Genomic DNA, 17,403 nt, shown 5'->3' with positions numbered 1-17,403 from the left:
GTACTCCGCTATCCCCTTGCACCCCCACTCCGAAGGGATCAGCACATGCACAGAACTGTCAGGGGCATGCCAGCAGCCTTGGTGGTGGTACTCGCCGCCGGACTGCTCACCGCCACCGCCCCCACCGCGCACGCGGCCGTCGGCGCCACACTCCCGTTCACCTCGGTCGAGGCGGAGTCCGCGACCACGACCGGCTCGAAGATCGGCCCCGACCACACACAGGGCACGCTCGCCTCGGAGGCATCGGGGCGCCAGGCCGTCCGGATCACCTCCGGGCAGCGTGTGGAGTTCACCGTGCCGGGCGCGGCCAACGCGGTGAACCTCGCCTACAGCGTCCCGGACGGCCAGTCGGGCTCGCTCGACGTGTACGTCAACGGCACCCGGATCTCCCGAACGCTCGCGGTCACCTCCAAGTACTCCTACGTCGACACCCCCTGGATCCCGGGCGCCAGGACCCACCACTTCTATGACAACGCCCGCCTGGTGCTCGGCCAGAACGTGCAGGCGGGTGACAAGGTCGCCTTCCAGTCCACGGGCACCCAAGTGACCGTGGACGTAGCCGACTTCGAGCAGGTCGTCGCGGCCGCCGCACAGCCCGCCGGGTCCGTGTCCGTCGTCTCCAAGGGCGCCGACCCGAGCGGCAACGGCGACTCCACACAGGCCTTCCGGGACGCCATCGCGTCCGCTCAAGGAGGGATCGTCTGGATCCCGCCGGGCGACTACAGGCTGACCTCCTCGCTCAGCGGCGTCCAGAACGTCACCCTGCAGGGCGCGGGCAGTTGGCACTCGGTCGTGCACACCTCCCGCTTCATCGACCAGTCCGGTTCGTCCGGAAGCGTGCACATCAAGAACTTCGCCGTCATCGGCGAGGTCACCGAGCGCGTCGACTCCGACCCCGACAACTTCGTCAACGGATCACTGGGCCCGAACTCCAGCGTCTCCGGCATGTGGCTCCAGCACCTCAAGGTCGGCCTCTGGCTGCTGGGCAACAACGACAACCTCGTCGTCGAGAACAACCGCCTCCTCGACATGACGGCCGACGGCCTCAATCTCAACGGCAACGCCCGAGGCGTCCGCGTCCGCAACAACTTCCTGCGCAACCAGGGCGACGACGCGCTCGCCATGTGGTCCCTGTACGCGCCGGACACCGACAGCAGCTTCGAGGACAACACCATCAGCCAGCCGAACCTGGCCAACGGAATCGCGATCTACGGCGGCACCGACATCGCCGTGAGGAACAACCTGATCTCCGACACCAACGCCCTCGGCAGCGGCATCGCGATCTCCAACCAGAAGTTCCTCGACCCCTTCCACCCGCTGGCCGGCACCATCACGGTCGACGGCAACACACTGGTGCGCACCGGTGCGATGAACCCCAACTGGAACCATCCGATGGGCGCGTTGCGCGTCGACTCCTACGACAGCGCCATCAACGCGAACATCCGCATCACCGACACGACCATCACCGACAGCCCGTACAGCGCCTTCGAGTTCGTGTCCGGCGGCGGACAGGGGTACCCGGTCCGGGGTGTCACCGTGGACGGTGCCACCGTGCGCAACACGGGGACGGTCGTGGTGCAGGCGGAGGCCCAGGGCGCGGCCACCTTCCGCAACGTCACGGCGACGGGCGTCGGGGCCGCCGGCATCTACAACTGCCCCTATCCGGCGGGCTCCGGGACCTTCGACCTCACCGACGGCGGCGGCAACTCCGGTTGGAGCAGCACCTGGTCGGACTGCTCGACCTGGCCGCAGCCCGGCCAGGGCAACCCGGACCCCGATCCGACTCGCAACCTCGCCATGGGCCGGCCGGCCACCGCCACCGGATCGCAGGACGCCTACACACCGGGCAAGGCGGTCGACGGCGACGCCAACAGCTACTGGGAGTCGACCAACGACGCCTTTCCGCAGTCCTGGACCGTCGACCTGGGCTCCACGCAAGCCGTACGGCGCCTGGTGCTGAAGCTGCCGCCTTCCGCCGCGTGGGGTGCGCGTACGCAGACCGTCACGGTGCTGGGCGGCACCAATGGTTCGACCTACACCACGGTCCTGGGGCCCGCGGGCCACCGCTTCGACCCCGCCACCGGCAACACGGCCACCGTCTCCCTTCCCAGCGGTACGAGCCTTCGCTACCTGCGCCTGTCCGTGAGCGCCAACACGGGCTGGCCCGCAGGGCAGTTCAGTGAGGTGGAGGTGTATCCGACTTCGTGAGCGCGTCCTGCGGGACCCCGCGCTTCGCCGCCTGGATCTGCTCGTACACATGGGTTCGGAGCTCGGCGAAGCGGGGGGCCACCCGTGTGTGCAACTGGTCGCGCTCGTCCGGGAGATCGACCTTCAGCTGCTCCTGTACGACGGTGGGGGAGGCGGACAGCACGATCACCCGCTCGCCCAGGTACACCGCCTCGTCGATGTCGTGGGTGACGAACAGGATGGTGATGCCGCGCTCCCGCCACAGCCGCCGTACCAGGTCCTCCAGATCGGCACGGGTCTGGGCGTCGACGGCCGCGAACGGCTCGTCCATCAGCAGCACTTCGGGCTCGTACGCCAGCGCGCGGGCGATCGCCACGCGCTGCTGCATCCCGCCGGACAGCTGCCAGGGATACGCCCCGGCGGCGTCCGCGAGTCCCACCGACTCCAGCGCGTCGGCAACCAGCTCCCGGCGCCGGGCCTTGCTCAAGTCCTTCTGCTTCAGCGGGAGTTCGACGTTCTCGCCGACCCGCTTCCAGGGGAACAGGCTGCGCCCGTACTCCTGGAACACGAACGCCATGCCGGGCGGCGGGCCGTTCACCTTCCGGCCCGCCAGCAGGACTTCGCCGCCGGTCGGCGCGAGGAGGCCGCCCATGCACTTCAGCAGCGTCGTCTTGCCGCAGCCCGACGGGCCGACCAGGCAGACGAGTTCGCCCGCCTCGACGGTGAAGGTGAGGTCGCGCACCGCCTCCACGCGGCGCCCGGACCCCTCGTAGACCTTCTGCAGGCCGCGTATGTCGAGCATGGACCGCCCTTTCGTGAGCGTCACGGGGACCGCCGGGCCGAGGCCCGCAGACCGTGGTACCAGCCGAGGACCCGCCGCTCGACCAGCTGGAAGAGGACGGAGAGCACAAAGCCGAGCAGACCGAGGACGAGGATGCCGGTCCACATCTCGGGGACCGCGAAACTGCGCTGGAACTGCACGACGGTGAAGCCGAGGCCGTCGCTGGCCGCGAACATCTCGCTGATGACCATGAGGATGATGCCGATCGACAGGGCCTGCCGCAGCCCCGCGAAGATCTGCGGACTCGCCGAGCGCAGCACCACGTCCTTGAGGCGGGCCACGCCCGTGATGCCGTACGAGCGGGCCGTCTCCGCCATCACGGAGTCCACCGCGCGCACCCCCTCGACCGTGTTGAGGAGGATCGGCCAGACACAGCCGCTGGCGATCACGACGATCTTCATCGTGTGGTCGATGCCCGCGAACAACATGATGACCGGGACGAGGACCGGCGGCGGCACCGCCCGCAGGAACTCCAGGACCGGCTCGCACACCGCCCGCACCCGCCGGTAGGTGCCGATGACCATGCCGATGGCGACCCCCACGACGGCGGCCACGGCGTACCCGGCCGAAAGCCGCAGCACGCTGGGCAGCACGTCGTCCTTGAACCGTTCGCCCGTCCATACGTCCGGGAAGGTCCGCAGAATGGTCCGCAGGGGCGGCCAGAACACGTCGGTACTGCTGTCGGACGCGAACCACCAGACCGTGAACAGCAGCGCGGGCAGCGCGAGCACGAAGAACAGCCGCAGCAGAACGCCCTTCACACCGCCACCTCCCCGCGCACCGACTGATGCCATGCCAGGGCCCGCCGCTCCACGGTACGCGCGCCCACGTTGATGAGGAGCCCCAGCACACCGGTCACCACGATCAGCGCGTACATCTCCGGTACCGCCTGGGAGTTCTGGGCGACCGCGATGCGGGCGCCCAACCCCGGTGCTCCGATGACGAGTTCGGCGGTGATGGCGAGGATCAGGGCGACGGCCGCGGCCAGCCGGATGCCGGTCATGACGTACGGCAGCGCGGTCGGCCACAGGACGTGCCGGACCCGTGCCCAGGGTCCGAGACCGTAGGACCGTGCCGTCTCCTCGGCGACCGGGTCGACGTCCTGGACGCCGTACAGGACCTGGATGAGCACCTGCCAGAACGAGGCGTACACGACGAGCAGCAGCACCGAGCGCAGTTCGGTGCCGTACATCAGCACCGCGAGGGGGATCAGGGCGACCGAGGGGATCGGGCGCAGGAACTCGATCGTGGAGGCCGTGGCCTCCCGCAGGTACGGCACCACCGCGATGGCGACGCCGAGGACGATGCCCGCCGTCGAGGCGATGACCAGGCCCAGCGCCCAGCCGGTGAGGGTGTCGCCGAGTGCCGTCCAGAAGGTGTCGTCGGAGAGCTCGGTGCCGAGGGCGTCGGCGATGCGGCTGGTCGGCGGGAAGTAGGCCTCCTTGACGAGGCCGAGCCGCGGCACCGCCTCGCCCAGGGCGAGGAAGGCCGCGAGTCCGGCGGCGCCGAGTGCGGTGTTGAGGCCCCTCACGGCAGCAGCTTGTCCAGGTCGGGTGCCGTCTTGAAGAGGCCGTCGTCCTGGCCGAGCTTCCGCAGCGCGTCGAGGGAGGCCCGGTCCGGGTCGGCCGGCCATGCGGGCAGGGTGACCTTCGCCAGTACGGCCGCCGGGATCTTCGTGTACGTGGTGACGACCTGGCGGGCCTCGTCGGGGTGGGCGTCCGCGTAGGCGAGCGACTCGGCGAGGGCGGTCCGGAACTTCTTCACGACGGCCGCGTTCTGCTGTTCGTACGACGTGGACGTGAAGTACATCGCCACGGTGAGGTGGGGGGCGACGTCCACGAGGGGTGAGGCGATCTCCCGGGCGCCCTGGCTCTTGACGGTCGCGAGGGCCGGTTCGACCACCATGGCCGCGTCGATCTGCCCGCTGTCGAGGGCGGCCGGCATCTGGTCGAAGGCGAGCTCGACGAACTTCACCTTGTCCGGGTCGCCGCCCGCCTTGCGCACCGACTCGCGCACCGCGGTCTCGTTGATGTTCTTCAGGGTGTTGATGGCGACCTTCTTGCCCTCCAGCTGGTCGGCCGACTTGACCGAGCTGTCGCCCTTCACGGTGAGGGCACCGAAGTCCTTGCCCTGCACGCCCGTTGAGGCGATGCCGTTGGAAACAACCTTCACCGGCACGTTGTTGGACTGGGCGACCATCAGCGAGGTCGAGTTGGAGAAGCCGAACTGGTACTGGCCGCTGGCGACGGCGGGCACGATCGCCGCACCGCCCTGCGCGAGCGATACCTCCAGCTCCAGACCCTGCTTCTTGAAGAAGCCCTTCTCCTGCCCCAGATAGAGCGGGGCGACGTCGACGATGGGGATCACGCCGACCTTGACCTTGGTGGTGCCTCCGGACGACGACTTGTCCGACCCCGTACCGTCCCCGGACGAGCCACAGGCCGACACGGTGACCAGGAATGCTCCGGCCGCTAGAGCGGCGAGCAGACGACGCATGGCTCCTCCTGCACAGACTTCATTGTTCCGACAGGGTGTGCGCACAGCGCACAATGGTGCACAGTGCGAAAGGTAGAGTTTTTGTTCTCTGCGGTCAACGCCTTTGGCTGACAATATTGTTGACAGTTGTTGAGGTGGAGGCGACGATGCCTGCAGCAGCCCGCGCCCCGCACTTCGTCCGCTCCTTGGAGCGGGGCCTCGCCGTGATCCGCGCTTTCGACGCGGAACACCCGGTCTTGACGCTCGCCGAGGTCGCGCGCACCTGCGGACTGACCCGCGCGGCGGCCCGGAGATTCCTGCTCACGCTCGCCGACCTGGGGTACGTGCACGCCGACGGCCGGGCGTTCCGGCTCACGCCACGCGTGCTGGAACTCGGCTACTCCTACCTCGCGGGCTTCTCGCTGGCACAGATCGCCGAACCGCATCTGGAGCAACTGGTGGACCGTACAAGGGAGTCGTCGTCCCTGTGCGTGCTCGACGGCGACGACATCGTGTACGTCGCCCGGGTGCCGGCCCGCCGCATCATGACGGCCACGATCACCGTCGGGACGCGCTTCCCGGCGTACGTCACCTCGGTGGGCCGGGTGGTCCTCGCCCATCTGCCGGACGAGGAAAGGGAGTCGTGGCTGGCACGGGCCGAACTCGGCCCCTTGACACCGCGCACGATCACCGACGCGGGCCTGCTGCGCGCCGAGCTCGCAAAGGTCCGGGCGCGCGGATACGCCGTCGTCGACCAGGAGTTGGAGGAGGGGCTGCGCTCGGTCGCCGCCCCGGTGCGGGACCGGGGCGGCGAGGTGGTGGCGGCGGTGAACATCCCGGTGCACGCCAGCCGCAACACCGTGGCGTCGGTCCGCCGTGATCTGCTGCCGCATCTGCTGGACACGGTCGCCGCGATCGAGCGGGACCTGCGGATGGCTACAGGTCGAGGACGAGCCGCTTCCCCCGACACCGGGACACACAGATCATCATCGTCTCCCCGGCCTCCCGCTCCGCGTCCGTGAGCACCGAGTCCCGGTGGTCCGGGGCGCCTTCGAGGACATCGGTCTCGCACGTCCCGCAGGTGCCCTCGGTGCAGGAGAAAAGCACCTCCACACCGGCGCCGCGCACGGCGTCCAGCACGGAGACGTCCGCCGGTACGGTCACCGTCCGGCCGCTCTGCGCCAGCTCCACCTCGAACTCGGTGTTCTCGCCGGTCTCCTGCTCCTTCGGCGTGAACCGTTCCAGGCGCAGCACCCCGGCCGGGCAGCGCGCCTCCACCGCGTCCAGCAGGGGACCCGGGCCGCAGCAGTAGACGAGCGTGCCCTCGGGGACGTCGTCGAGCACCGACGCCAGGTCGAGCAGGCCGGTCTCGTCCTGCGGCGCTACGGTGACCCGGTCGCCGTAGCGGCTCAACTCCTCGGTGAAGGCGATGGAGTCGCGGGTGCGCCCGCCGTACAGCAGGGTCCACTGGGCGCCCCGGGACTCCGCTTCCGCCAGCATCGGCAGGATGGGTGTGATGCCGATGCCGCCCGCGATGAACCGGTAGCGGGGCGCGGGCTCGAGGGCGAAGTGATTGCGGGGTCCGCGCACCCGCACCTTGTCACCCTGCTTCAACTGCTCGTGCACATGGGCGGATCCGCCGCGTCCGTCCGGCTCGCGCAGTACGGCGATCCGCCAGGCGGTGCGGTCGGCCGGGTCGCCGCACAGGGAGTACTGGCGTTCCAGTCCGGGGCCGAGCACGACGTCGATGTGACCGCCGGGCTCCCAGGCCGGGAGCTCCTCGCCGAGGGGGTGGCGCAGCGTGAGGGCGAGCACGCCGTCGGCCGCGGACTCCCTTCGGCCGACGACGAGTTCGGCTTTGTACACGTCACTCATGAGGTGTTTCCTCGCGGCTCGTGTCCTTGCGGGTGGGCGAGCATCCACTCCCACATCTCGATCGGGTCCTGCGAGGTGTGCTCGCGGCCGCAGTGACAGGTGCCGTGCAGCACGTCCGTGCCGGGCAGCCAGTCGATGCGGTAGATCTCTCCCGTCGGACTGCTCACTGGACCTTCTCCACGGGCTTGGCGCCCTCCTCGACGAGCCGGGCGAGGATACGGCGGGCGGCCAGGCCGCCGGTGTCGATATTGATGCTCAGCTCCTGGTACCCCGTCCGCTCACTGCCGAGCGTCTTCTGCAGCAGGTTGAGCGCGTCCACGTCCTGCATGACGACGGTGTGGTTGTTCTTCCGCAGGAACTCGGTGACCTCGTCGTCCTCCGTCGCCCAGTCGCGCGAGACCATCCAGAAGTCGTACACCTTGCCGTCGGAGGACGGCGTGATCGCGTACGTCACCTCGGTGTGGAAGCCGTTCGGGTCGCTGCCGTCCGCCTCGGGCACCACACCGACGGGGGCGACGCGGCTATGGAGCAGATACAGGCAGGGCGCGCTGTACTCGATGTCCTGCCAGCGGGTGATCCGGCCTTCTATGCCGGTGGACTTGGCGTAGAACGGCGGGCACTCGGCATCGTCCATGTGCCGGCTGACCCGCACGATCCCCGCGCCCTCGTCGACCTCGGTCGTGATGGGTGTCTCGGCGACCTCGGGAGTCCCGATGTAGCCGCCGTGCAGATACGTCTCGTGGGAGAGGTCGAGGAGGTTGTCGACGAGGAGCCCGTAGTCGGCGTCGATGGGCTCCATGCCGCGCACCGTCGTCCAGCCGGGGGAGTCCAGGTGCCTGGCCCGCGGGATGGTGTCGGGGTCGGCGAGGGCCGGGTCGCCGATCCACACCCAGATCAGGGAGTCCAGCTCGGCGATCGGGTACGAGGCGACGCGCGCCGTACGCGGGACGCGTTTCTGCCCCGGAACATACACGCACGTGCCCGTCGTGTCGTACGTGAACCCGTGGTACCCGCACACGATCCGGTCACCGTCGAGCCGGCTCGGCTTCTCGTGCAGCGGGAACCGGCGGTGCACACACCGGTCGGCCAGCGCGACGGGCGTGCCCTCCTCCTCGGTCCGGTAGAACACGAGCGGCTCACCGAGGATCGTCCGGCCGAGGAGCTCCTCCCGGCCCACCTCGTGGCTGTAGGCGGCGACGTACCACTGATTCCTGGCAAAAGCGGTCATGTGCGGCATGGCAGTTCCCGTCCCTGTCGGCGAGGCGCCGTCGCCCCGCGTGCCGTGGTTGGACCCAGGTTCGTGAGGTGTGCGGGGGCTCGGCAAGGCGGCTTCTGCCAGGCGGAAGACGTTCTATGAAAAGGCAGGTCAGGCAGGAGGCGGCAAGCGACTCGGCCGGCCCGGCCCCTCGCGGGGTACGGCCGGACGGCGCCACCGCGCCCCCGTCCCCGGGTCCCCGGCCCGGCACCCCTCCCGTACCGCTGACTTTCACACGAGCGCCACCGCACCCTTCCCTGACGTTTGGTGCTCTTGGAACACTCGCACCGCGCGCATTCCGTCATGTTCCGGCCATCCGCACCCCTGGATGAGAGGCAGTACCCACCCATGCCCGAAGTCAACCGGCGCAGATTCCTTCAACTCGCGGGCGCCACCTCGGCGTTCACCGCGCTGTCGAGCAGCATCCAGCGCGCCGCCGCGCTCCCGGCGAACCATCGCACGGGGTCGATCGAGGACGTGGAGCACATCGTCGTCCTGATGCAGGAGAACCGCTCCTTCGATCACTACTTCGGCGCGTTGCGGGGCGTTCGCGGCTTCGGCGACCCGCGCCCGGTGCGGCACGAGAACGGCAGGCCGATCTGGCACCAGTCCGACGGCACCAAGGACGTCCTGCCCTTCCACCCGGAAGCCGACGACCTGGGCATGCAGTTCCTGGAGGGCCTGCCGCACGGCTGGACCGACGGCCAGCAGGCCTACAACGGGGGCAAGTACGACAAGTGGGTGCCGGCGAAGGGCACCACCACGATGGCGTACCTGACCCGTGAGGACATCCCCTTCCACTACGCCCTCGCCGACGCCTTCACCGTCTGCGACGCCTACCACTGCTCGTTCATCGGCTCGACCGACCCGAACCGCTACTACATGTGGACGGGACACACCGGCAACGACGGCACCGGCGGCGGCCCGGTCCTGGGCAACGACGAGGCCGGCTACGGCTGGACGACCTATCCCGAGCGTCTGGAGCGGGCCGGCGTCTCGTGGAAGATCTACCAGGACATCGGCGACGGCCTGGACGCGGCGGGCTCCTGGGGCTGGATCGCGGACGCCTACCGGGGCAACTACGGCGACAACTCCCTCCTGTACTTCAACAAGTACCGCGAGGCCCAGCCCGGCGACCCCTGGTACGACAAGGCCCGCACCGGCACCGACGTCAAGAACGGCGACGGCTACTTCGACCGGCTGAAGGCCGACGTCAAGGCCGGTACGCTGCCCCAGATCTCCTGGATCGCCGCCCCGGAGGCGTTCTCCGAGCACTCCAACTGGCCCTCGAACTACGGCGCCTGGTACATCGCGCAGGTCCTCGACGCCCTCACCTCCAACCCGGAGGTCTGGTCGAAGACGGCCCTGTTCATCACCTTCGACGAGAACGACGGCTTCTTCGACCACGTGGTGCCGCCGCTCCCGCCGCGGTCCGCGGCGCAGGGCAAGTCGACCGTCGACGTCTCGCTCGACCTCTACCCCGGCGACGGCAACCGCCCGGCAGGCCCCTACGGACTCGGCCCCCGGGTACCGATGCTGGTCGTCTCGCCGTGGAGCAAGGGTGGTTACGTCAACTCCGAGACCCTGGACCACACGTCGATCCTGCGGTTCATGGAGCGCCGTTTCGGCGTCAGGGAGACGAACATCTCGCCCTGGCGCCGGGCCATATGCGGCGACCTGACCTCGGCCTTCGACTTCTCCCGCAAGGACAGCCGCCCCGCCGCGCTGCCGGAGACGGACGAGTACGAGCCGCAGGACCGCGAGCGGCACCCCGACTACCGGCCGACGCCGCCGGCCGATCCGGACATGCCCAGGCAGGAGCGCGGTCTGCGTCCGTCCCGCCCCCTCAAGTACGCCCCGCACGTGGACGGTTCCGTGGACGCGGCGGCCGGCCAGGTCACGCTGACGTTCGCCTCCGGCGCCAAGGCCGGTGCCGCCTTCCACGTCACCTCCGGCAACCGCACCGACGGCCCGTGGACCTACACCACGGAGGCCGGCAAGACGATCGCGGACACCTGGAACTCGGCGTACTCCGGCGGCTCGTACGACCTGACCGTGCACGGCCCGAACGGCTTCGTGCGCTCCTTCAAGGGTGCGAACAAGACGGCCGGAGCAGAGACCACCGCACGGCACACCGGCGACGACGTCGAGCTGACCTTCACCAACAAGGGCGCCAAGACGGCCCGGCTCAAGGTCACCAGCGGTTACGGCGGCCGCGTCCGCACCGTCACCGTGCGGCCCGGCACCACCGTCAGGCACTGCGTCGACCTCGCGGCGAGCCGGCGCTGGTACGACCTGACGGTCACGTCCGACTCCGACCCGGCGTTCCTGCGGAGGTTCGCCGGGCACGTCGAGAACGGGCGGCCCGGGGTGAGCGACCCGGCGATCATCACCGTGTAGGCCGGAACCGGCCGGGTCAGAGCGAGGTGAGGTGCCCCGGGTCGGGCTGCCGGGGCATCAGCATCGACTCGGGCGGCACCTTCGCGGCTTCGAGCGCCAGGACGGCCGCGACGGGGTGCTCGGCATCGGAGACCGTGATGCCGTCGTCGAGCGGCTGATCCGCCGCGACCACTTCGTCGTAGGCCTGATCCACCGCCACCACGTCCGGCGCCACCCGGCTCAGCAGCACCACACCCCACGCCGAGAGTCCTGCCCCGGCCAGTGCGAGGAGGATGCCCGTCGCGCCGCCCTGGAGGCGTTCGCCCAGCAGTGACAGTCCGATGAGCGCGGCCGCCACCGGATTGGCCAGGGTCACCACCGCCAGAGGTGCGCCGAGGCCGCCCCGGTAGGCGACCTGGGACAGCAGCAGACCGCCCGCCGCGAACGCCGCCACGAGCAGCGCGACGCCGATGACCTGCACGCTCAGCACGGAGTCCGAGCGGTCGGTCGCGGCCACCGTCACGGTCTGGGTGAGCGCCGAGGCGACCCCGGAGGCGAAGCCCGACGCGGACGCGTGGCGCAGGCCGGGACGGGTGCCCCGGCGCGTCAGCAGGCCGATCACCGTGGCCGTCACACCGGCGACCGCCAGCGCCTCCGGCATGCTCAGCACGTCGTCGGGCGCCGGACCGGACGCTGTGACGAGGATCGCGGCCAGCCCGATGAGGGTGTACGCCGTACCCCGCCACTCCGTCGCGCTGACCCGCCGCCCGGCGACCCGCGCGCCCATGGGCACCGCGGCGACCAGGGTGAGCGCGCCGAGCGGCTGGACCACGGTCAGCGGGCCGTACTTGAGGGCCACCACGTGCAGCAGCGCGGCGGAGGCGTTGAGGGCGACGGACCACCACCAGGCGCCCGAGCCGAGCAGCCGCAGCATCCCCGAACCGGGGTTGCGGGAGGCCAGCCGCTCCTGGGCGACGGCCGCGCCCGCGTAGGCGACGGCCGAGAACAGGGACAGCACGACGGCGAGGGCGGTGGCGCTCATCGGCCCGCTCCGACCAGGACGTTCTCCTCGACCGGTGCCGGAGTCTCCTGACTTTCCGGGGGGTGCTCCGCGGTCGTCGTCGTGCGCCGGGGCAGGCGGATCACCGCGAGCGCGATGCCGAGCATGGCCGCCGCCACGATCGCGTCGAGCCAGTAGTGGTTCGCGGTCCCGACGATCACCGTCAGCGTCAGCAGCGGATGCAGCAGCCACAGCCAGCGCCGACGCGACCGGGTCGCGACGATCAGTCCGATCGCCACCATCAGGGCCCAGCCGAAGTGCAGCGACGGCATCGCCGCGAACTGGTTCGACAGGTGGTCGGTCCGCGGCGGGCCGTACACCGACGGCCCGTACAGGCGTGCGGTGTCCACCAGGCCCGTCGCGGCGAGCATGCGCGGCGGGGCGAGCGGGAAGACGAGGTGCACCACGAGTGCGGCACCGGTGACGGCGGCCAGTACCCGGCGGGCCCAGACGTAGTGCGTCGGCCGGCGCAGATAGAGCCAGACCAGGAAGGCCGCGGTGGCCGGGAAATGGATCGTGGCGTAGTAGGTGTTGGCGATGTGCACGAGAGTGTCGCCGTGCAGCAGCAGATTCTGTACGTCGCCCTCGCCGGGCAGGCGGAAGGCTCGCTCCAGGTCCCACACGCGGTGGGCGTTGCGGAACGCTTCGCCGGTGTGTCCGGTCGCCAGCTGACGGCCGAACTTGTAGACGAGGAAGAGTCCTGCGACAAGCAGGAGCTCACGGACGAGTGGCGGCCGCGTTATGGCGCGGGTCTCCGCTTCTGCAGGCTCGGTGCGGGCATTCATCCCCCGGCCCCTTCGCTGACGGTGGTGCGGGCTGAGCTGGAGACTCGTCTGGTGCGGCGAACTCATCGCGCTCATCGATACGGGTGCGTACCGATACGCCAGTGTACCGATACGTCAGTGTACCGATACGGCCGCGTACCGGTACACTCACGTATCGATAGACGTACGCCACACTGGAAGCAGCCCCGCACCACCTTGTATGAAGTCGCTCAAGCCCCACTCGAACGAGGAGAAGCGCCGATGACGTCGCAGGCCGCGGACGGACCGGAGACGGTCGCCGCCTCGCGCCGCTCCAAAATCACGCCCGAGCGTGAGCAGGAGTTCTACGACGCCGTGCTCGAACAGGTCCGCGAATGCGGGTATGAAGCCGTGACCATGGAGGGTGTCGCCGCCAGCACCCGGTGCAGCAAGTCCACGCTCTACCGGCAGTGGAAGACCAAGCCGCAGTTCGTGGTGGCCGCGCTGCGGTCCCGGCGCCAGTCGAAGTTCGACGGCATCGACACAGGATCGCTCGCGGACGACTTGCGCGAGGTGGCACGGGCCGCGGGCCGCTGGTCGAATAGTGACACCAAGCTGCTCCAGGCCCTCGGACACGCCGTCACGCAGGACCCGGAGCTGGCGAAGGCGCTGCGGGAGGCGCTCGTCGACCCGGAGATCGCGTCGCTGAAGGAGATCCTCCAGCGCGGGGTCGACCGGGGCGAGGTCGCCGCCGGGCATCCGGCGCTGGAGTACATCCCGGCCCAGATGTTCGGCGTGATCCGGGCGCGGCCCATCGTGGACGGGGAGTACGCCGATCCGAGCTACCTGGTCTGCTTCGTGGAGGCCGCGGTGCTGCCCGCACTGGGGCTCACCTGAGACCCAGGCCGCCGTCCACGGGATGACTGGACGGTGACCTGCTCGCGCCGCACCGTGGGGACGGGGGCGGCGCGCACCCCCCGGCCGGGTGGGGTTCCTCTTGAGCGGAGAGGCGCCCCACCCGGCCGACGGGTTTCCCGGGGGTGTCAGACGTCCTGGCCGCTGCCGCCGCCCGTGGACACCTTGATCCCCTTGGTGATCTCGTCGATGACGGACTGCTTCTCGCCGACGTCGACGCCGAAGCGCACGACGACGATCTGCCGCGCGTTCGCGGGGGAGGGGAAGGCCAGCGACTCGACGTAGCCGTCGGCGCCCTTGCTGGTGACCGCCTTCCAGCGGACCAGGTAGCCCTTCTGCCCGGCGACGGTCACGGCCTTGGAGGCCAGCACGTCGTGCGAGGTGATCGCACCGTAGGTCTTGCCGCCGTAGGACTGCTCGGCGTTCGCCTCGATGTCCGCCTTGGCGACCTGCTCGGCCGTCGAGCCGGCGGTGCCCAGCAGTGCCGCGGGAGCCGAGTACGCACCGCCCTTCGTGCAGTTCTGGGAGGTGTCGCCGGGGCACTGGTAGGAGTCGTTCGACGTGACCGACGCACCGGCCTGGATCTGCTGGCCGTACCAGTCGTCCGGGATCGGGATGCTGATCCCGCTGATCGCGTCGGTCACCGAACCGCTCTCGATCTTCGGCGCCTCGGACTGCCCGGGCGAGGGCGAGGCCCCGCCGGAACCGCCGGAGCCACCCGGACCGCCGTTCCCGCCCGGCCCGCCCTGGCCACCCGTGGAACCGTCCTGGCCCCCGGCGCCGCCCTGCCCGCCGCCCGGCCCCTGCTGCGAGGCGCTGCCGCCGCCCGAGTCGTTGCCGGTCAGCGCCCACACGCCCACACCGATGCTGGCGAGGACCGCGACCGCCACCGCCACGGCTACGCCGGTGCGCAGACCGCGCCGTCCGCCGGCCGGCGGCTGACCGGGATAGGCCGGATACGGGGGATACGCCCCCTCGGCGGGCGCCTGCGCCGGGGGACCCCACTGGGCGGCCGACCCCGCGGGGCGGGTCTGGTCCGTCCATGCCCTGCCGTCCCACCAGCGCTCGGTGGCGGGACCGTCACTTGTCTGTCCGGGATCGGGGTACCACCCGGGAGGAGTCACCTGCGTCATGCCCCCACCGTATGAGGCGTCGGTGAAAGCCGGATGAGAGGGGCGGACCGAATTCCGGTCAACCCAGTACGAGGCGTACGGGTTTCTCTCGCGCGGGCGGCGGCAGACGCAGTCCGTCCCGGCCGGGAGTCACCGATCCGAGGACGCGCGCGTGCCGGGCGCCGGTGCTCGCGGGCACGGTGCCGGGCAGTCCGTGCACGGTCAGGAATCCCAGGACGGCGAAGGCGTACGCCTCCTTCGCGTCCGAGGGCAGCCCCAGCTCGTCGGAGGTGCGCAGCGCGATGCCGGGCACGGACTCGGCCAGCATGCCCATCAGCGCCGGATTGCGGGTCCCGCCGCCGGAGGCGATCACCTCCGTCGCGCGCACCGCCCGGACCGCGTCGGCCGCCGTCCGGGCGGTGAGCGCGGTCAGCGTGGCGACGACATCCTCGGCCGACAGCCTCCCGCACCCCGCGAGGGCCTCCTGGAGATGCCCGAGGTGGAAGAGCTCCTTGCCGGTCGTCTTCGGCGGCGCCAGCGCGTAGTACGGCTCCGCGAGCAGCCGCTCCAGCAGCGCCCCGTGCACTGTCCCGCGAGCGGCCAGCGCCCCGTCGGCGTCGTACGCCAGGCGCCCGCCGCTGAACCCCCGGGCCGCCGCGTCGATCAAGGCGCACCCGGGGCCGGTGTCGAAGGCGGTCCCGTCGGGAGCGGTGAGGTTGGCGATGCCGCCCAGGTTGAGCGCGACCGGCGTGCCCGGGCGGCCCCGCAGCCACAACAGGTCGACCAGGCTGACCAGCGGGGCGCCCTGGCCGCCGGCGGCGATGTCGCGGGGCCGGAAGTCGGCGACCACGGGCAGTCCGGTCGCCTCGGCGATCCAGGCGGGCTGTCCGATCTGCAACGTGCCGTGCACCCGGCCACCGGCGGCCCAGTGGTACACCGTCTGCCCGTGGGATGCGACCAACTCGGCCCGCCCGTCGCACAGTTCACGATCGGCCCGGACGGCCGCCGCCGCGAACGCCTGTCCGATGAGGGTGTCCAGCCGGCACACCTCGGCCATCGACGTGGTCCCCGGCGGAAGCGCCGCGGCGAGCGCCTCGCGCAGGGGGTCGTCGTACGACGCGCTCACCTTTCCCAGCGGTCTCAGGACCAGGCTGTCCCCGACGAGGTCCAGCTCGGCCGCCGCCGCGTCGATGGCGTCGTACGACGTCCCGGACATCAGACCGATCACCCGCATCCGCTCAACCCGCCTTCCGACCGGGAGACTTGACCAGCGCCAGCACGCTCACCGCACAGGTCGCCGCCGCGTAGTACCCCGGGATGTCCACGTTCCCGGTCCGCTCCACCGTCTTGGTGATGATGAGCCCCGCGCAACCCGAGAACACCGCGTTGGACAGGGCGTAGGCGAGTCCCAGACCCGTGTAGCGCACGGTGGTCGGGAACAGCTCCGCCAGCATCGCCGGGCCCGGCCCCGCCATCAGCCCCACCACGGCACCCGCGCCGCACACCGCCACGCCCTCCACGGCATGCGAAGTCCCGCTGTCCTGAAGGAGGTTGAGCAGCGGTACCGCCAGGACCGTGACGAGCACCGCCCCGGTCAGCATCACCGGGCGCCGCCCCACCCGGTCGCTCAGCAGCCCGGCCGGGACGATCGTCGCCGCGAAGCCCAGGTTGGCCAGCACGGTGGCGACCAGCGCCTGCCGGAAGCTCGCGTTCAGGGTGCTCTGCAGATACGAGGGGAGCACGACGAGGAAGGTGTAACCGGCCGCCGCCCACCCCATGATCCGTCCCGCGCCCAGCGCGACGGCACCCACCACCTGGCGCACCGGCGGCCGTTCGACGTCGTGCTCCTCCCGGAACGCGGGCGTCTCGTCCAGCCGCAGCCTCAGCCATAGCGCCGTGAGCCCCAGCGGCAGCGTCAGCAGGAACGGCAGCCGCCAGCCCCAGTCGCCCAGTTGCCGCTCCGTGAGGACGGTGGCGAGCAGCGCCGCCGCCCCCGCACCGCCCAGCAGTCCCAGCGCCACCGTGAACGACTGCCATGACCCGTACAGCCCCCGCCGCCCCGGCGGCGCGAACTCGGTCATCACCGACACCGCTCCGCCGAACTCCCCACCCGCCGACAGCCCCTGAAGCACCCTCAGAAACGTGAGCAGCCAGGGAGCCAGGGCGCCGACCTGGGCGTACGTCGGCAGGACGCCGATCAGTGTCGTCGCGCCGGTCATCAGCACGATCACCAGGATCAGCACCGGACGCCGCCCGACGCGGTCCCCGAGCCGGCCGAACAGGGCCGCGCCGACGGGCCGGAAGAAGAACGCCAGCGCGAACGACGCGTACGCCTTCACCAGCGCCTCGGCCTCACTGCCGCCCTCCGGGGTGAAGAAACGGGCCGCGATGATCGTGGCGAAGTAGCCGTAGACGCCGAACTCGTACCACTCGATGAAGTTGCCCACCGACCCCGCGACCAGCGCACGGCGGGAGCGTCCTGCCTTCGGATCTTGGAAAATGGGCTCCTCCTCCGGTTTCTGACCATCCGTCAAACAACAAAGGGCGGCAGGCCACAGGCC

16 protein-coding genes are annotated in these 17,403 nt (G+C 70.6%); 4 read left to right on the top strand and 12 right to left on the bottom strand.

Annotation, left to right across the window (positions count from 1 at the left end; genetic code table 11):
- The first annotated feature begins 66 nt into the window (after positions 1-66).
- Positions 67-2,208: a discoidin domain-containing protein gene (locus QF037_RS09610; RefSeq protein WP_373463694.1), complete on the top strand. Its 2,142-nt coding sequence runs from the start codon at positions 67-69 to the stop codon at positions 2,206-2,208.
- Here QF037_RS09610 and QF037_RS09605 read toward each other — a convergent pair.
- Genes QF037_RS09605 through QF037_RS09590 form a run of 4 tightly spaced genes read right to left on the bottom strand, consistent with a single transcriptional unit; the run spans position 2,177 to position 5,524 of the window.
- Entirely contained in the window at positions 2,177-2,989 is an 813-nt protein-coding gene (locus QF037_RS09605; protein WP_307023650.1) for an ABC transporter ATP-binding protein, read from the bottom strand. The two genes, QF037_RS09610 and QF037_RS09605, sit on opposite strands and share 32 nt — an antisense overlap.
- A 20-nt stretch (positions 2,990-3,009) precedes the next feature.
- Positions 3,010-3,822, bottom strand: a complete 813-nt coding sequence (locus QF037_RS09600) for an ABC transporter permease (protein ID WP_373463693.1) — start codon at positions 3,820-3,822, stop codon at positions 3,010-3,012.
- Positions 3,786-4,559 (bottom strand): ABC transporter permease, encoded by a 774-nt coding sequence (locus QF037_RS09595; protein ID WP_307023648.1) that lies wholly within the window; start codon positions 4,557-4,559, stop codon positions 3,786-3,788. Before QF037_RS09595 ends, QF037_RS09600 begins: the two co-directional genes overlap by 37 nt.
- The gene (locus QF037_RS09590; protein ID WP_307023647.1) at positions 4,556-5,524 is read right to left on the bottom strand and encodes an ABC transporter substrate-binding protein; all 969 of its coding nucleotides are present in this window, start codon (positions 5,522-5,524) and stop codon (positions 4,556-4,558) included. The genes QF037_RS09595 and QF037_RS09590 overlap by 4 nt, the downstream gene beginning before the upstream one ends.
- A 146-nt stretch (positions 5,525-5,670) precedes the next feature.
- On the opposite strand from QF037_RS09590, the gene QF037_RS09585 reads away from it, so the two are divergent.
- Positions 5,671-6,525 carry an IclR family transcriptional regulator domain-containing protein gene (locus QF037_RS09585; RefSeq protein WP_307023646.1) on the top strand — a complete coding sequence of 285 codons (855 nt, stop codon included), beginning with the start codon at positions 5,671-5,673 and terminating at the stop codon, positions 6,523-6,525.
- Here QF037_RS09585 and QF037_RS09580 read toward each other — a convergent pair.
- The 3 genes from QF037_RS09580 to QF037_RS09570 are packed head-to-tail and all read right to left on the bottom strand — an operon-like array spanning position 6,440 to position 8,615.
- On the bottom strand, positions 6,440-7,378 hold the full coding sequence (locus tag QF037_RS09580; protein WP_307023645.1) for a PDR/VanB family oxidoreductase: 939 nt from the start codon (positions 7,376-7,378) through the stop codon (positions 6,440-6,442). The two genes, QF037_RS09585 and QF037_RS09580, sit on opposite strands and share 86 nt — an antisense overlap.
- A complete protein-coding gene (locus QF037_RS09575) occupies positions 7,375-7,545 on the bottom strand; it encodes a hypothetical protein (protein ID WP_266885683.1) in 171 nt (56 codons plus the stop codon). Before QF037_RS09575 ends, QF037_RS09580 begins: the two co-directional genes overlap by 4 nt.
- Entirely contained in the window at positions 7,542-8,615 is a 1,074-nt protein-coding gene (locus tag QF037_RS09570; RefSeq protein WP_307023644.1) for an aromatic ring-hydroxylating dioxygenase subunit alpha, read from the bottom strand. Before QF037_RS09570 ends, QF037_RS09575 begins: the two co-directional genes overlap by 4 nt.
- 366 nt (positions 8,616-8,981) lie before the next feature.
- Between QF037_RS09570 and QF037_RS09565 the strand changes: the two genes are divergently transcribed.
- Positions 8,982-11,033 (top strand): phosphocholine-specific phospholipase C, encoded by a 2,052-nt coding sequence (locus QF037_RS09565; RefSeq protein ID WP_307023643.1) that lies wholly within the window; start codon positions 8,982-8,984, stop codon positions 11,031-11,033.
- A gap of 16 nt (positions 11,034-11,049) precedes the next feature.
- On the opposite strand, the gene QF037_RS09560 is transcribed toward QF037_RS09565, so the two are convergent.
- Together QF037_RS09560 and QF037_RS09555 are read right to left on the bottom strand one after the other, a co-directional pair.
- On the bottom strand, positions 11,050-12,054 hold the full coding sequence (locus QF037_RS09560; protein WP_307023642.1) for a hypothetical protein: 1,005 nt from the start codon (positions 12,052-12,054) through the stop codon (positions 11,050-11,052).
- The gene (locus QF037_RS09555) at positions 12,051-12,857 is read right to left on the bottom strand and encodes a phosphatase PAP2 family protein (protein ID WP_307023641.1); all 807 of its coding nucleotides are present in this window, start codon (positions 12,855-12,857) and stop codon (positions 12,051-12,053) included. The genes QF037_RS09560 and QF037_RS09555 overlap by 4 nt, the downstream gene beginning before the upstream one ends.
- 240 nt (positions 12,858-13,097) lie before the next feature.
- On the opposite strand from QF037_RS09555, the gene QF037_RS09550 reads away from it, so the two are divergent.
- On the top strand, positions 13,098-13,712 hold the full coding sequence (locus QF037_RS09550; protein ID WP_266885678.1) for a TetR/AcrR family transcriptional regulator: 615 nt from the start codon (positions 13,098-13,100) through the stop codon (positions 13,710-13,712).
- A gap of 146 nt (positions 13,713-13,858) precedes the next feature.
- Here the strand turns inward: QF037_RS09550 and QF037_RS09545 are convergent, their stop codons facing one another.
- The 3 genes from QF037_RS09545 to QF037_RS09535 are packed head-to-tail and all read right to left on the bottom strand — an operon-like array spanning position 13,859 to position 17,376.
- Positions 13,859-14,863 (bottom strand): DUF2510 domain-containing protein, encoded by a 1,005-nt coding sequence (locus QF037_RS09545; RefSeq protein WP_307023640.1) that lies wholly within the window; start codon positions 14,861-14,863, stop codon positions 13,859-13,861.
- 58 nt (positions 14,864-14,921) lie between these two features.
- Positions 14,922-16,076 carry an anhydro-N-acetylmuramic acid kinase gene (locus QF037_RS09540; RefSeq protein ID WP_307023639.1) on the bottom strand — a complete coding sequence of 385 codons (1,155 nt, stop codon included), beginning with the start codon at positions 16,074-16,076 and terminating at the stop codon, positions 14,922-14,924.
- Between the two features lie 4 nt (positions 16,077-16,080).
- Positions 16,081-17,376, bottom strand: a complete 1,296-nt coding sequence (locus tag QF037_RS09535) for an MFS transporter (RefSeq protein WP_373463692.1) — start codon at positions 17,374-17,376, stop codon at positions 16,081-16,083.
- Positions 17,377-17,403: the final 27 nt, after the last annotated feature.

It is taken from the genome of Streptomyces canus, assembly GCF_030815415.1.
Lineage (GTDB): Bacteria > Actinomycetota > Actinomycetes > Streptomycetales > Streptomycetaceae > Streptomyces > Streptomyces canus_F.
Note: the sequence above shows the minus strand (reverse complement) of the source record. Positions and strands in the feature narration are given on the sequence as shown.